Source organism: Nocardiopsis sp. NPDC058631 (genome assembly GCF_042716955.1).
Taxonomy (GTDB): Bacteria; Actinomycetota; Actinomycetes; order Streptosporangiales; family Streptosporangiaceae; genus Nocardiopsis.
In genome coordinates, this window is record NZ_JBHXQY010000084.1 from 1 (window position 1) to 14,096 (window position 14,096).

The 14,096-nt window shown below is 71.1% G+C and carries 13 protein-coding genes; 4 read left to right on the top strand and 9 right to left on the bottom strand.

Annotated elements, in window-relative coordinates; genetic code table 11:
* Window positions 1-138: 138 nt before the first annotated feature.
* On the bottom strand, window positions 139-384 hold the full coding sequence (locus tag ACFWTE_RS22980; RefSeq protein ID WP_378781896.1) for a DUF2630 family protein: 246 nt from the start codon (window positions 382-384) through the stop codon (window positions 139-141).
* 281 nt (window positions 385-665) lie between these two features.
* On the opposite strand from ACFWTE_RS22980, the gene ACFWTE_RS22985 reads away from it, so the two are divergent.
* Complete coding sequence (locus ACFWTE_RS22985; protein WP_267948783.1) at window positions 666-956, top strand: metal-sensitive transcriptional regulator; 291 nt, start codon at window positions 666-668, stop codon at window positions 954-956.
* Between the two features lie 115 nt (window positions 957-1,071).
* Here the strand turns inward: ACFWTE_RS22985 and ACFWTE_RS22990 are convergent, their stop codons facing one another.
* The 5 genes from ACFWTE_RS22990 to ACFWTE_RS23010 all read right to left on the bottom strand — a co-directional run bounded on the left by ACFWTE_RS22990 (window position 1,072) and on the right by ACFWTE_RS23010 (window position 5,063).
* Entirely contained in the window at window positions 1,072-2,448 is a 1,377-nt protein-coding gene (locus tag ACFWTE_RS22990; RefSeq protein ID WP_378781898.1) for an NAD(P)/FAD-dependent oxidoreductase, read from the bottom strand.
* Window positions 2,449-2,765: 317 nt separating this feature from the next.
* Complete coding sequence (locus ACFWTE_RS22995) at window positions 2,766-3,035, bottom strand: DUF6510 family protein (protein ID WP_378781900.1); 270 nt, start codon at window positions 3,033-3,035, stop codon at window positions 2,766-2,768.
* Window positions 3,032-3,766, bottom strand: a complete 735-nt coding sequence (locus ACFWTE_RS23000) for an FAD-binding oxidoreductase (RefSeq protein ID WP_378781902.1) — start codon at window positions 3,764-3,766, stop codon at window positions 3,032-3,034. Before ACFWTE_RS23000 ends, ACFWTE_RS22995 begins: the two co-directional genes overlap by 4 nt.
* Complete coding sequence (locus ACFWTE_RS23005; protein ID WP_378781904.1) at window positions 3,766-4,365, bottom strand: sulfite oxidase-like oxidoreductase; 600 nt, start codon at window positions 4,363-4,365, stop codon at window positions 3,766-3,768. The genes ACFWTE_RS23000 and ACFWTE_RS23005 overlap by 1 nt, the downstream gene beginning before the upstream one ends.
* 107 nt (window positions 4,366-4,472) lie before the next feature.
* The gene (locus tag ACFWTE_RS23010) at window positions 4,473-5,063 is read right to left on the bottom strand and encodes a TetR/AcrR family transcriptional regulator (RefSeq protein ID WP_378781906.1); all 591 of its coding nucleotides are present in this window, start codon (window positions 5,061-5,063) and stop codon (window positions 4,473-4,475) included.
* Between the two features lie 146 nt (window positions 5,064-5,209).
* Between ACFWTE_RS23010 and ACFWTE_RS23015 the strand changes: the two genes are divergently transcribed.
* From ACFWTE_RS23015 to ACFWTE_RS23025, 3 genes are read left to right on the top strand one after another with little or no spacing between them, the layout of a single operon-like run.
* Window positions 5,210-6,820 carry a carboxyl transferase domain-containing protein gene (locus ACFWTE_RS23015; RefSeq protein ID WP_378781938.1) on the top strand — a complete coding sequence of 537 codons (1,611 nt, stop codon included), beginning with the start codon at window positions 5,210-5,212 and terminating at the stop codon, window positions 6,818-6,820.
* A gap of 7 nt (window positions 6,821-6,827) precedes the next feature.
* On the top strand, window positions 6,828-8,954 hold the full coding sequence (locus tag ACFWTE_RS23020) for a biotin carboxylase N-terminal domain-containing protein (RefSeq protein WP_378781907.1): 2,127 nt from the start codon (window positions 6,828-6,830) through the stop codon (window positions 8,952-8,954).
* On the top strand, window positions 8,954-10,111 hold the full coding sequence (locus tag ACFWTE_RS23025; protein WP_378781909.1) for an acyl-CoA dehydrogenase family protein: 1,158 nt from the start codon (window positions 8,954-8,956) through the stop codon (window positions 10,109-10,111). Before ACFWTE_RS23020 ends, ACFWTE_RS23025 begins: the two co-directional genes overlap by 1 nt.
* 55 nt (window positions 10,112-10,166) lie before the next feature.
* On the opposite strand, the gene ACFWTE_RS23030 is transcribed toward ACFWTE_RS23025, so the two are convergent.
* The 3 genes from ACFWTE_RS23030 to ACFWTE_RS23040 are packed head-to-tail and all read right to left on the bottom strand — an operon-like array spanning window position 10,167 to window position 14,077.
* Window positions 10,167-11,819: a DUF262 domain-containing protein gene (locus tag ACFWTE_RS23030; protein WP_378781911.1), complete on the bottom strand. Its 1,653-nt coding sequence runs from the start codon at window positions 11,817-11,819 to the stop codon at window positions 10,167-10,169.
* A gap of 13 nt (window positions 11,820-11,832) precedes the next feature.
* A complete protein-coding gene (locus ACFWTE_RS23035) occupies window positions 11,833-12,774 on the bottom strand; it encodes a hypothetical protein (RefSeq protein ID WP_378781913.1) in 942 nt (313 codons plus the stop codon).
* A gap of 13 nt (window positions 12,775-12,787) precedes the next feature.
* Window positions 12,788-14,077: a DUF3696 domain-containing protein gene (locus ACFWTE_RS23040; protein WP_378781915.1), complete on the bottom strand. Its 1,290-nt coding sequence runs from the start codon at window positions 14,075-14,077 to the stop codon at window positions 12,788-12,790.
* Window positions 14,078-14,096: the final 19 nt, after the last annotated feature.

Here is a 14,096-nt window from a genome sequence, read left to right on the forward strand (position 1 = left end):
TGTTGCATGTTTTTTATTTTTGCACTAGTTGGGGGGGGGGGACTGTGTGTTCCGCCCCCCCCGCCCCCGGCGCCGGTGTATCCGTGTTGACGCTCACGGAGCACTCGAAGTTTCGCCCTGCGGTGCACGGGTTTGCGGCTACTGGCGGTAGTTCTCGACCTCGGCGGCGGGGCGCACGCTCGCGCCGTCGGGGTCCTGGCCGAACTCGCTGCGGGCCCGCCGCTGCCGGAGCAGGTCCCAGCACTGGTCCAGTGCCTCCTCCACCTCCTTCATGCGGCCGCGCTCCTGCGGCTCCATGCCTCCGGCGGCGGAGCGGAGCGCGTGCTCCTCGTCCATCAGTCCCCGGATGGTGGCCATGATGTCGTTCTCGGCGCTTTCGCTCATACGGCCATCGTCGGCTCGCCCCAGGACGGGGGCAAGACCCCTGTCCCGGGCTTACCCAGATCAGACCGGACGTTTACGGCCCACGGCGGGGAGTGCCCGGAGCCGCGGTCGGCGAGGCGATCAACCCTCGTTCGTCTGGGAAACTCCTACTACGACCGCATCGACCACCACGCGCACGCCCGAGGGGCGGGACGGCGGAATCCGCCCCACACCTTCGCTGTTGAATACCTAGAGGGGGTATGGTAATGGCATCTGAGCAGGAACAACACGGAAGCGGGACCATGGCTGCGACCCACGGTTACAGCAACGACAAACAGAGTCACATCAACCGTCTGCGCCGGATCGAGGGGCAGATCCGCGGGCTCCAGCGCATGGTCGAGGACGACCAGTACTGCATCGACATCCTGACCCAGACGTCGGCGGTGAACAAGGCGCTCCGGTCCTTCTCCCTGGCCATCCTCGACGAACACCTCAAGCACTGCGTGGCCCACGCCGTCGCCAACGGCGGCGAGGAGGCCGACGAGAAGGTCCGTGAGGCGTCCGAGGCGATCGCCCGCCTCGTCCGCTCCTGAGGCGGTGACCGGAAAGCTCCACGGCCCCGCCCCCTCCGCCGTGATCTTGTACTTGTGGCGGGCCCCGGCGCCGGCATCGGCCACAAGTACAAGATCGTCGAGGACCGCCGCGGCCTCAGTCCTCGCCGTAGCGCTCGCGCTCGTTCTCCAGCAGGCGCGCCCCCTCCTTGGACGAGGCCGCCGCGTCCAGGTAGTCGACCGCCTCGTTGGCGACGAACGAGGCGGGTCGGCCGTCGTCGGCGAAGCCCAACCGCGACACCTCACCGCCCGTGAACGCCCGTATCCCCCAGTTGGCCAGGATGCGCGCCCTCGCGGTCGGGGACGGCACCGACAGTATGTGGTAGCCGCGAGTGACCCCCAGCGCGGGGAGGCCGCTCAGGTCGAACTGGAGCACCCGCGCGAGCGCGTCCCTGCCGCTCAGGTCCACCACCAGCCCCATGTCCTTGTGCCGGAACTCGCGCAGCGGACGCCCCAGGAGGGACGCGACCACGTTGCCGGCGGCGGTGGAGGCCTGGCGGGTGGCGTACTGGGCGGTCGGCGGGCAGTAGGCGCTCTCGGCGTGCGAGAGGTTGGGCACCGCCGCCGCGTCACCGATGGCGAACACCTCGGGGGCCCCGGGAACGCTCAGGTCGGTCCCCACCTCCAGGCGTCCGCGCTGGGTGGGCTTGTCCAGGGTCTCCATGAGCGGGCTGGGCGTGACGCCCGCCGTCCAGATCAGCGTCCGGCAGGGAAGGGCGCGGCCGTCGGTGAGGACCACCTTGTCCGCGCTCACCTCGCGCACGGACACCTTGAGCTTGACCTCGATTCCCAGTGACCGCAGCAGGTCGAGTGCCTTGCGCCCGAGCCGGTCCCCGAGTTCGGGCAGCACCTTGGGCGCGATGTCGACGAGGTGCCAGCGGATGACCGAGCGCAGCTCGGGGTAGCGCTTGGCCGCCTCCTGGCACAGCCGCATGAGCGAAGCGGCGGTCTCGACACCGGTGTAGCCTCCGCCCACCACGATGAAACGGCAGCGCTCCTCGCGTTCAGCCGGGTCCCGGGTGTCGTTGGCCATCTCCAGCTGGGCGAGGACGTGGTCGCGCAGGAGCACGGCCTCCGCCAGGGTCTTGGCACCGTAGGCGTGCTCGGTGAGCCCGGGGATGTCGAAGGCCCGCGTGAGTCCCCCGGGGGCCAGCACGAGGCGGTCGTAGCGGACCGGCGCGAGTTCGCCGGTGGGCCGTCGGACGACGACCACCCGGTCCCGGGTGTCGACGCCGACGGCGTGTCCGGGGACGAGCCTGGTGTCCCGGGTCAGCCGGTGCACGGACATGGCGATCGACTGGGGTGTGAGAAGCCCGGACGCGACCTGGGGCAGCAGCGGGCTGTAGAGCATGTAGTCGTGCGGGGCGACGAGGGCGATGTCCGCCGCCCCCGACGGGATACGGCGTTCGAGGTGACGCAGGGTGTGGAGTCCACCGAAACCCGCGCCGACCACCACGATCCGAGGCCGAGACATATGTACACCGCTCCTTCTCCGTGTCGTGGTGCGGGACGTCATGTTGCGCCTGGGAGGCGTTGGACGCAGGCGTACCCAACTTCACCGCGGCCAAATGTACGGCCGAAGGGTGCGATCGCGGATGTTCCCCCACAAGGCGTTCCAGGGACTTTGTCGCCTCTTGGCCCGGGCCCGGAAAAGACGCACCCGCCCTTCAACCCCGCGTAGCCCCGACGTGACCGGCGGCCCCGGGGCCGAAGGGCCGGCCGAGTTCGGCGGAGGTGTCCCGGCGCGCTCCCGTGGGAGGCGGGGCGGACGGCGAGCCGCCCGCCCCCGCCTCACGGTTCGAGCCGCACGCGGACGACGCCCGTTCCTCCCAGGTCCACCCAGACGCTGTCGGGCGTGCGCACCAGGCGCAGGACCATCGTCCGGCACCCGGGGCAGCTCGCGACCAGCCCCGGCCCGTCCGCGGTGACGTGCAGTTCGGCGAACACCCCGCACGCCCCGCACACCGCGCACCGGCGCTCGGCCGCGGTCAGGTCCACGGAGAGGATCTCCGACAGCGGGCCCGCCAGGGCGTTGGCGTCGATGTGGTCCGGTTCCCTCATCCGGCACCTCCCCCGGAGCCGAACCGCTCGGTCCGGACCCGTCCCGGGTCGTGCCCCAGCGCCACCAGTGCGTCGGAGGCCGCCTCCACGAAACCGGTCGGCCCGCACACGTAGCACACCGGGGCGAAGCCGGCCGGGAACCCGTGGGTGTCCAGCTCGGCCGCGCCCAGGCGCCCCGGCGCGCGGGACGAGCCCTGCGGTGACCGGCGCGTGTGGGCGACGAAGAGGTCCACTCCCCCGTCCCCGGGCCGGTGCGCGCCCAGTTCTCCCCGGTAGTAGCGGTCCTCGGGCGTGCGCACCGAGTACAGGAGGCGGAACAGCGCCCGGTTTCCCACCCTGCGGCGCTCGCGCACCATCGCCATCAGGGGCACCACCCCGGAGCCGCCGCCCACCAGGACCACCGGGTCGGGGGACTTGGCGTCCCACACGAACCAGCCGCCCAGCGGGCCCCGCACCTCCACCGCGTCCCCGGGCGCGAACACGTCCACGAGATGGGGGGAGACCTCACCGCCCTCCACACGCTGGACGGTGAGCTCGATCCGCTCCCCCTCGTCGGCCGAGGCCACCGAGTATCCGCGCTGGGCGGTGTAGCCGTCCTCGGCGGTCAGCCGGAGGTCCACGTGCTGGCCCGCCCGGTGGCCGGGCCAGCCGGGCACGTCCAGGGCGAGGGTTCGGGCGCTGTCGGTCTCCCACCGGTCGGCCACCAGTGTCGCGGGCCGCCACGCGACCATCAGTCGTCCCGGTAGCGCTGCTCGCGCCACGGGTCGCCGTAGTCGTGGTAGCCGGCCTGTTCCCAGAACCCGGGATCGTCCTGGTGGAGCAGGCTGATCCCGCGCACCCACTTGGCCGACTTCCAGAAGTACAGGTGCGGGACGAGCAGCCGTGCGGGCCCCCCGTGCTCGGCGGCGAGGGGCTCGCCGTCGAAGGTGTGCACGACCCATGCCTGGCCGTCGGTGAGGTCCTGGAGCGGAAGGTTGGTGGTGTAGCCGCCGTAGCTGACCGCGAGGGCGTACTCGGCGGTGGTCTCCACGTCCTCCAGCAGGACGTCGAGGCTGACGCCCGCCCAGTCGGTGCCGAGCTTCGACCAGCGGGTCACGCAGTGGATGTCGACGTGGGGGCGCTCCTGGGGCAGGGCCCCGAACTCCTCCCAGGTCCACGTGCGGGTCTGCCCGGTCTCCGCCGCGACGGTGAACGTCCACTCGTCGGTGCCCACCCGGGGCGTGGGTCCGGCCGACAGGACGGGGAAGTCGTGGGTCTCGTACTGCCCCGGGGGCACCCTGGCGGGGTCCTGTCCTCCGCGCCCGTGAAAGCCCCTGGTCACCACGTTCATGTCTACCTCCGGGGTCGGTGTCCGGCGGGTCTACCCCGACCGGGGTCACCCCACGGCATCGCGGCCCCCAATTCCCGACACCCGCGTTCCGGCCCGCCCCGGAAGGCCTACCCCGGCGGGGGCACCGTGTCGGGGGCGGTGAGGGCCGCCCGGCCCATGGACAGCAGCAGCGCGGCCATGTGCGGCCGGGGCAGCTCGCCCCTGCTGTGGGGGGTGGAGTTGAGCAGCCCGAACACGGCGTGCACGGCGGCTCGGAGCACGGCCGGGGACGTCCCCGGCCGGAGGTGGGCGAGCACCCCCACCCACTCCTCGACGTAGCCGCGCTGGAGGCGGCGCACGCGCCGCCGGTCGGGCTGGGTGAGGTTGCCCAGCTCCCGGTCGTGCACGGTGATCAGGGCGGGCTCGTCCAGTGCGAACGCGATGTGTCCGCGCAGCAGCGAGTCCAGGGCGCCGTCCGCGTCCGCCGCCTCCGCCACCAGCTCCCCGCCCTGCTTCGCCAGCCGGTCGCTGATGTCGACCAGCACCTCGCCGAGCAGCGCCTGTTTGCCGGGGAAGTGCCTGTACAGGGCGGGGCCGGTCGTGCCCACGGCCCGGCCGAGGTCGTCGATGGACACCCCCCGGTAGCCGCGTTCGGCGAAGAGTTCCGCCGCCGCGCCCAGGATCGCCGTCCGGCGCTCGCCCGTCGGTCTCGGCCCCATCCGCTCCGCCTCTCCTCGCCCGCGGGTGGCTCCGGGACGGGTCGCACCGCCCGGGCCCTGGACACCCATGTTAGTAGTTACTAACATCACGGTTGTTAGTGAGCATTAACATCCCTCCACGAGAGGACACCATGAGCAGGGCATCTGTGCTCGGCTCGGCGGTGGACACCGCCGGGCCCGCGTTCGCCGCCAACGACGCGGCGAACCGCGCCCTCGCCCTGGAGCTGCGCGAGCGGATCGCCACCGCGGCGCTGGGCGGCCCGGAGAAGACCCGGGCACGGCACGTCGAGCGCGGCAAACTCCTGCCGCGCGACCGCGTCGACCTCCTCCTCGACCCGGGCTCGCCCTTCCTGGAGATCTCCCCCCTGGCCGCCGACGGGCTCTACGGGAAGGACGGCCGGGACGCGCCCGGCGCCGGGATGATCGCGGGTGTGGGCCGGGTCATGGGGCGGCCGGTGGTCGTGGTCGCCAACGACGCCACGGTCAAGGGCGGCAGCTACTACCCGATGACCGTCAAGAAGCACCTGCGCGCCCAGGAGGTGGCACTGCACAACCACCTGCCGTGCGTGTACCTGGCCGACTCGGGCGGCGCGTTCCTGCCGATGCAGGACGACGTGTTCCCCGACCGCGAGCACTTCGGGCGGATCTTCTACAACCAGGCCACCATGTCGAGACTGGGCATCCCGCAGATCGCCGCGGTGCTGGGGTCGTGCACGGCGGGCGGCGCCTACGTCCCGGCGATGAGCGACGAGGCGGTCATCGTCCGCGACCAGGGCACCATCTTCCTGGGCGGTCCGCCGCTGGTGAAGGCGGCCACGGGCGAGGTCGTCACCGCCGAGGAACTGGGCGGCGGCGACCTGCACTCGCGGGTGTCGGGGGTCACCGACCACCTCGCCGACGACGACGCACACGCCCTCACCATCGTGCGGCGCATCGCCGACACCCTCGGACCGCCCGCCCCGCCCGCGTGGGAGACGCGCGCGCCCCGGCCCCCCGCGATGGACCAGGGCGAGCTGTACGGGGTGGTCCCCGCCGACACCCGCACCCCCTACGACGTGCGGGAGGTGATCGGGCGGGTCGTGGACGGCAGCGAGTTCACCGAGTTCAAGGCCGAGTACGGGACGACGCTGGTCACGGGGTTCGCGCACCTGCACGGCCACCCGGTCGGGATCATCGCCAACAACGGCATCCTGTTCGCCGAGTCCGCGCTCAAGGGCGCCCACTTCATCGAACTGTGCGACCGGCGCGGCATCCCCCTCGTGTTCCTCCAGAACATCTCCGGCTTCATGGTGGGCCGCGACTACGAGGCGGGCGGCATCGCCAAGCACGGCGCGAAGATGGTCACCGCCGTGGCCTGCGCGCGCGTCCCCAAGTTCACCGTCGTCATCGGCGGGTCGTTCGGGGCGGGCAACTACAGCATGTGCGGCCGGGCGTACTCGCCCCGGTTCCTGTGGATGTGGCCCAACGCCCGCATCTCGGTGATGGGCGGGGAGCAGGCCGCCTCGGTGCTGTCCACCGTGCGCCGCGACCAGAAGGAGGGGCGCGGCGAGTCGTGGTCGGCCGAGGACGAGGAGGCCTTCAAGGCGCCCATCCGCGACCAGTACGAGGAACAGGGCAGCCCGTACTACTCGACCGCCCGCCTGTGGGACGACGGGGTCATCGACCCCGCCGACACCCGCGACGTGCTCGCCATGGCCCTGTCCGCCGCCCGCCACGCGCCACTGGACCCGGTGGGCTACGGCGTCTTCCGGATGTGAGGAACCCTTGACCACGACGCCACGAACGTCCCCCTCCCCCGCGACCGTGCTGGTCGCCAACCGGGGCGAGATCGCCCTGCGGATCATCCGCACCCTGCAGCGCATGGGGATCGGCTCGGTGGCGGTGCACACCGACGCCGACGCCGGTGCCCCCCACACGCTCGCCGCCGACCTCGCCCTGCGCGTGGACGGCTACCTGGACTCCGCCGCGATCGTCGCGGCGGCCCTGGAGTCGGGCGCCACCATGGTCCACCCCGGCTACGGCTTCCTGTCCGAGAACGCCGGCTTCGCCCGTGCGTGCGCCGAGGCGGGCCTGGTCTTTGTCGGACCTCCCGCCTCCGCGATCGAGGCGATGGGCGACAAGATCCGCGCCAAGGACACGGTGGCCGCCGCGGGCGTGCCCGTCCTGGGAGGGTTCACCGAGAAACCCGGCCGGCCCCTGGACGACGACGCCCTGCTGCTCGCGGCCGAGGAGACCGGGTACCCGCTGCTCATCAAGCCGTCCGCGGGCGGCGGCGGCAAGGGCATGCGCGCCGTCCACTCCGCCGCCGACCTGGTGGCCGCCGCGGCCGCCGCCCGCCGGGAGGCCCTGGCGTCCTTCGGCGACTCCACCCTGCTGGTGGAGCGCCTGGTGCGGCGGCCCCGGCACATCGAGGTGCAGATCCTCGCTGACGGCCACGGCACCGTCCTCCACCTGGGCGAACGCGAGTGCAGCCTGCAGCGCCGCCACCAGAAGGTGGTGGAGGAGGCGCCGTCCCCCCTTCTGACCGCCGACCAGCGCACGGCCATGGGCGAGGCGGCCGTGGCCGCCGCACGGTCCTGCGGGTACACGGGCGCGGGAACGGTCGAGTTCATCGCCGAGGCCTCCGCCGAGGGAGGGGCCGCGGGGCTGTCGTTCTCGTTCCTGGAGATGAACACCCGGCTCCAGGTGGAGCACCCGGTCACCGAGGAGGTCGTCGCGATCCGGGGCCGGCGCGGGATCGACCTGGTCGAACTCCAGATCCGTGTGGCGCTGGGCGAACCGCTGCCGTTCGGGCAGGGCGACGTGTCCTGGCAGGGGCACGCCGTGGAGTCGCGGATCTACGCCGAGGACGCCGACCGGGGGTTCCTGCCCACCGGCGGTCCCGTCCTGGCGCTCTCCGAACCCGCCGGCGCCCGGGTGGACTCCGGGGTGGCGGTGGGAGGAGAGGTGACCTCCGCGTTCGACCCGATGCTCGCCAAGGTCATCACCTGGGGGCCGGACCGCGCCGAGGCACTGCGCCGGATGGACGCCGCCCTGGGCGGGTACGTGCTGCTGGGGTGCGTCACCAACACCGCGTTCCTGCGCAGGCTGCTGCGCCACCCGCGCGTGGTGGCGGGGGACCTGAGCACCGACCTGATCGAGTCGGAGCCGCCGGAGCCCGCGCCGCAGACGCTCCCCGAGCACGTGTACGCGGCGGCCGCCCTGGACCACCAGCTCGACCTGGAGCCCGACGCACGGGCCCCGGCGGCGGACCGGTTCGCCACCCCCGACGGGTGGCGGATGGGCGGCCCGGCGTGGACGCCGTGGCGCCTGCGGGCTCCCCGGCACGACTCCGCGGTCGTCCGCGTCCGCCGCGACGGAGCGGTCGGCGCCCGCGAGCCCGGGGAGGTGTCGGGCGCCTACCTGGTGCGGGTGGACGAGGGCGCGCCGGTCGCCGCACGGGCCCTGCGCTCCGCCGACGGGACCCGCCTGACCGTCACCCACGCGGGCCGGACGCGCACCTACGCGCGCGCCGACGACCCCGCCACGGGGCACCGGTGGCTGGGCGCCGACGGCACCGCGTGGACCCTGCACGAGGAGCCGGTCGCGGCGGCGCTGCGCGACGACGACGCCGCGGCCGACGGCACCGTGCGCAGCCCCATGCCGGGGACGGTGCTCGCCGTGCCCGTGGAGGTCGGCCAGACGGTGCGCGCGGGAACCCCCCTCGCCGTCGTGGAGGCCATGAAGATGGAGCACTCCGTTCCCTCCCCCTTCGACGGCACCGTCACCCGCGTGGCGGTGCGCCCGGGGGCGTCCGTGCCCATGGACGCCGCCCTGGTCACCGTCGAGCCCGGCGCCGCCCCGCCGGACCAGTCCGATCCCACCCCCGCCACCAGCGAGGAGCACCAGTGATGAGCCGTCACCAGCTGTCGACCGAGCACGCCGACCTTCGGGCCGCCGTGGAGGAGTTCGCCCGGACCGAGGTCGCCCCGGTGATCGGCGACTTCTACGAGCGGGGCGCGTTCCCGTACGACATCGTCGCCAAGATGGGCCGGATGGGCCTGTTCGGGCTGCCGTTCCCCGAGGAGCACGGCGGTATGGGCGGCGACTACTTCGCCCTGTGCCTGGCCCTGGAGGAGTTGGCCCGGGTGGACTCGTCGGTGGCGATCACCCTGGAGGCCGGGGTGTCGCTGGGCGCCATGCCCCTCTACAGGTTCGGCACCGAGGAGCAGAGGAAGACCTACCTGCCCAGGCTCACGTCGGGTGAGGCCCTGGGGGCGTTCGGGCTGACCGAGCCGGGCGGCGGCTCCGACGCGGGGGCGACCAGGACCACCGCCCGGCTGGAGGACGGCGAGTGGGTGATCAACGGGACCAAGTCGTTCATCACGAACTCGGGCACCGACATCACCGCCCTGGTCACCGTCACCGCCGTCACGGGGCGGCGCGAGGACGGGCGGCCGGAGATCTCCTCGATCCTGGTGCCGAGGGGCACGCCGGGGTTCTCCGTCGGCCAGAAGTACTCGAAGGTCGGGTGGAACGCCTCCGACACCAACGAGCTGGTGTTCGAGGACTGCCGGGTTCCCGAGGCGAACCTGGTGGGCGAGCGCGGGCGCGGGTACGCGCAGTTCCTGAGGATCCTGGACGAGGGCCGCATCGCCATCGCCGCGCTCTCGGTGGGCCTGGCCCAGGGGTGCGTGGACGAGAGCGTGCGCTACGCCCATGAAAGGCACGCCTTCGGCAACCCGATCGGCCACTACCAGGCGATCCAGTTCAAGATCGCCGAGATGGAGGCGCGGGCGTACGGGGCGCGGCTGGCGTACTACGACGCCGCCTCGCGGATGCTGGCGGGCGAGCCGTTCAAGAAGGAGGCGGCGATCGCCAAGCTGGTCGCCTCCAACGCCGCCATGGACAACGCCCGCGACGCCACGCAGGTGTTCGGCGGCTACGGGTTCATGAACGACTACGCGGTGGGCCGGTTCTACCGCGACGCCAAGATCCTGGAGGTCGGCGAGGGCACCAGCGAGGTGCAGAAGATGCTCATCGCCCGCGAGCTGGGCCTGCCCGCCTGACCGGGGCGACCACCGAACCGGGCCCCGGGAACAACGGCGTTCCCGGGGTCCTCGGTCACTCGGTGTCGATGTCCGTCTCGCCGACGAGCGAACCCGCGTGCTGGACCCCGACCTCGTCCATGAACTCCTGTTCGAGGGAGGCCAGGTACTCGGCCCGGAGGCGGATGAACCCCTCGTCGTCACCCGCCACCAGGCGGTCGAAGGCCTTCTGCGGGATGCCGTGGGAGTTCAGGATCTCCTCGGTCGGACCGGTGTGCTGCGCCAGGGCGTTGCGCAGCGACACCCCTGGCTGAGAGGTCATGATCAGCCGGTTGCCAGGGCTCGATCTGCCCTCCGTCCCCGGACGGGTGGCCACGTGCCGGTAGGTGTCGGTGTGCGAGCGGGAGAGGGAGATCACAGGGTCGACCGGGTCCCCGTGGAGGTCGATCCGTTCTGGGAAGCGCCGGAGTTCCCACAGGATGAAGATGCGTGCGCGGGCGCTGCGGAAGTCGAAGCTGTCGGGGAAGGACCGGGCCGTGAGCTCATCGACGTCGAGCTCCCCCTCTCCGAGAGCGAACGCCTTCATGTCCTTGATCTGGGTCCGCACCTGCGTGCTCGTCGCGCCGGCGAAGGAACCCGCCCAGGACGTGGCCCAGAACCAGCGGATCAGCGACCCTACCTGCTCAGGGTTCGGCTCGGGGCGGTGGTGGAAGAACACCCCGAGGAGCATGATCTGGAGGTTGTAGGGGACCAACCGGGCCAGGGGCACGGGAACCTGCTCACGCAGGAAGGCGACGGCCCTGGCGAGCGCCCCGTCCGCGTCCTTGACCGCCTGGTCCAGGTACGGTTCGAGGCGCTGGGCCAGCAGTTCCCAACGGGTCTGCTGGACTTCCTCCTCACCCGCGACCCCGAGGACCGTCTGGAAGATGGTGGTGGTGGGGATCTCCCCGAAACCCTCGGCGGCGATGCGCTCCTGGATCTCCTCGACCCGGTCGGCCAGGCTCTCCTCCCCGCTGTTGGAGTAGGTGAGCGCGGACACCATCTGCTCGGGGGTCATCTTCTGCCCGCTGCTGTTGATTCGGGAGAAGACCTCCACGGCCTGCCCCAGGGAACCGCCCACGAGACGAACGACGGGCAACTTGTAGCCCTTGACCCGTTGGGCCACGCGTTCGGCTTCCTCCACCAGTTCGTCCGCCTGCTCGGGCAGGGCCTTCTGAACGGCCCGGGCGTAGGCGAGGAAGTCCATGGTGCGGGGGATCGAACGCAGCGGCAGGTAGCTCGGCGGCACCGGCTGATCGGACCTGCGCCAGTGGCGGTAGCGGTTGCCTTCCCGCACCCGGCCCAGCTCGCGGTAGACCCACCACATCCAGTCGCTCTGGTGAGCCGAGTGAGGCGCGTCCGCGGGCCTGCGCAAGCACCCGAAGAGGGTGGACAGACGCTGTTGGCCGTCGAGCACGTAGGAGACCATCTGCCCCGGTTCCGCCGGGGCCACGTCGATCCCGCCCACCGCACCGAGGCTGGGAATGGACTCCGTGGTCTGCCAGACCAGAAGGCTGCCGATCGGATACCCCTTCTCGATGCTGTCGAAGAGGGTGGTCATCTGCTCCGGACGCCAGACGAAGGGCCGCTGGAACTTCGGTATCCGCAGTTCCCCCTTCTTGATGGAGTCCAGAACGGTGTCAAGGGTCTGGATCTCCGGGTGTACCGCGATCTCTTCGGTGCCCTCCACGGCGTTTCTCTCCCTAGATGATCTCGCGGAGCATGGCGAGCAGTGCACGCAGCTCCTGGGCTGTCCCGCTGTCCTCGCCGCCGAAGTCACGCACGGTGAGAGCGCGGTTCTCGGCCATCTCCTCCAACTCGCGGACGAGGTCCCTGCCGAACCCGGTCCGCAGGACGTCCCGCACTCGCGGAGACAGGTCGTCGTAGAGCCCCTCGTGTTTGGGGTGGGGGGCCTGGGCCTTCCCGTCCCCGGTGTGACCGAAGCCGTACTTCATGTCGAGGTGCCCGCGTTGCTCGGGGGTCAGCTGTTTGACCGCGTCCACCAGGGCTGAGAACTTGCCGCGGGGCCGCAGAGAGGAGAGCACCCGGTTGGGTACGTAGTTCTCGATCTCGCGAAGGCTGAGTACATGGGTCCGAACCCCGAGTTCGGCGGCCTCTTTCGCCAGACGGTGCGACTTGGTCTCCTGCCCTGGAAGGTACCGGTCGCTGTCCAGGAACAGGGCAACGCGCACGGTCCTGCGAAAACGGCTCGCCCTTGCCTCGGCGAACTTCGGCATCTGGTTGGCGCCACCGCTGTGCACCAGTTCCACGTGGTGGGCGTCGAGTGCTCCGAGAACGTCATCGCCCGCGAAGACGTGGCACACGGACCGGAGGAAGGCCCCGTCGGAGAGCTCGTTCTCCACCACGAGGTAGGCGGGTTGTTCGAGATCCGACAAATCGTCCGCCAGGTGCTCCTTGGTGATCGTCACCTTGCGCACTCTGTGCTCCACCCCGCCCCAGGCGTCCCGGACGCTGGCCTTACGGGCGAGCTCTGCCATGACCTGGAGCGCCGTGGGGTCGTTCCTCTCCACGTAGGAGACGGCCACCGCCACATCCCCGGGGAGGATGATCCATTCGTGTCTGCCCCGGGCCAGCAGGCGGAGTAGCGACGTGAGCTGGTGGGCGGCGTTGGTGTCCTCGTACAACTAGGGGGAGATCTCAACGCGCACGCGGTTCCATCCGATCCATCTGGGCCGCGGCGAGGGCCTGCGTCTCGTCGAAGTCCTCGGAGAACACGCCCCGTGGCCACCCTTCGACGTTGCCGAGGCGGTCGACGCCGATCCTGCGCACCTCGGCCCGAGCCCCGTCGTGCTCGACGAAGTACACGGCGACCTGTTCCGGGGAGATGACGCCCTCGGCGATCCTGCGGCGCAACCGCAGCAGGAAGGTCTCGCTGTGGGTCTCCACCAGGAAGCGCACCCGCGAGCCCTCTCTGGTCGCCGCGTTCAGGAAGAGGTCCGCGACCAGGGCGTGAGCGGAGGGGTGTAGGTGGAGTTCGGGCTCCTCGACGATCTCCAGGACCTCACGCTCGGGTGCCCTCACCTCGTCCAGGGCCCGCTGAACGAGGATGGGAAGCAGCTGGGTGACGCCCGTACCGGCATCGTCCAGATTGACCACGATCGGCTGCGAGGAGGTGGAGAACAGTTCGACGGAGAACATCCCGCTCCCCCGCTCTGTCACCCTCAGCTGCCATCCGGGGAGGTTTCGTGCCAGGTGAACGTTGAGGCTGCGCACGAGGCGGCTTCCCCGGCGAAGAACGTCGTCCGCGATGATCCCCATGGCGTGTTCGCCGTTGCCGCCGACGTCCATCGGAACGCGGGCGGGGATGCGGTGCATCCTGGACGGTCGGTCTCGGTAGGGACTGAGGTAGCGGATGGTGTCGAGCTCAGCCACCGGAGAGAGGTTCGCCAGGTGACGTGCGGATGTGGTGCCGAGCCGTTCAAGGGCGAAGACCGGATCGGGAAACAGACCACGGAAATCGACCCGCTGGGCGGTAGATGAACCGGCGTCGAGGGAGAGCTCATAGGTGCTGGTCCCCTCAGGTTCCTCCCCCACCGGATTCCAGACGAGACCGTAGGAGGTGTCGCCCTTTCGGACAGAGAGCTCGCTGACCACCTGGGACTGCCACTCGTCGACGTTCTGGACGGTGGCCGCCACGTCGGTCCTGTCATCCCCTTCGCCGAAACCGAAGCCGAGCTGGACACGACCGTGCGGTCTCCCCCCGTAGACGAGGTCGCGGAAGGAGGGTGCGCCCTCACCAAGGCGTTCCAGGTCCAGGGGCAGGTTCGAGTTCGCCTCAAATCCGGTGGAGAGCACCAGGGGCGCACGGACCAACGCGCTCTTGCCCGAGTTGTTTCTCCCCAGAACCACGGTGACCAGGCCCAACTCGACTTCTTGACGGGTGGGAAAACACCGGTAGTTCTCCAGCGAGAAACGTGTGAGGGCCATGTCCCCACTTTAGCGGTGG

What these genes read in the sequence shown, in the direction of transcription:
- ACFWTE_RS23025 (WP_378781909.1), top strand. Translation starts at nt 8,954, where the DNA reads ATGAGCCGTCACCAGCTGTCGACCGAGCACGCCGACCTTCGGGCCGCC.
- ACFWTE_RS22980 (WP_378781896.1), bottom strand. Translation starts at nt 384, where the DNA reads ATGAGCGAAAGCGCCGAGAACGACATCATGGCCACCATCCGGGGACTG.
- ACFWTE_RS23040 (WP_378781915.1), bottom strand. Translation starts at nt 14,077, where the DNA reads ATGGCCCTCACACGTTTCTCGCTGGAGAACTACCGGTGTTTTCCCACC.
- ACFWTE_RS23010 (WP_378781906.1), bottom strand. Translation starts at nt 5,063, where the DNA reads ATGGGGCCGAGACCGACGGGCGAGCGCCGGACGGCGATCCTGGGCGCG.
- ACFWTE_RS22990 (WP_378781898.1), bottom strand. Translation starts at nt 2,448, where the DNA reads ATGTCTCGGCCTCGGATCGTGGTGGTCGGCGCGGGTTTCGGTGGACTC.
- ACFWTE_RS22995 (WP_378781900.1), bottom strand. Translation starts at nt 3,035, where the DNA reads ATGAGGGAACCGGACCACATCGACGCCAACGCCCTGGCGGGCCCGCTG.
- ACFWTE_RS23005 (WP_378781904.1), bottom strand. Translation starts at nt 4,365, where the DNA reads ATGAACGTGGTGACCAGGGGCTTTCACGGGCGCGGAGGACAGGACCCC.
- ACFWTE_RS23000 (WP_378781902.1), bottom strand. Translation starts at nt 3,766, where the DNA reads ATGGTCGCGTGGCGGCCCGCGACACTGGTGGCCGACCGGTGGGAGACC.
- ACFWTE_RS22985 (WP_267948783.1), top strand. Translation starts at nt 666, where the DNA reads ATGGCTGCGACCCACGGTTACAGCAACGACAAACAGAGTCACATCAAC.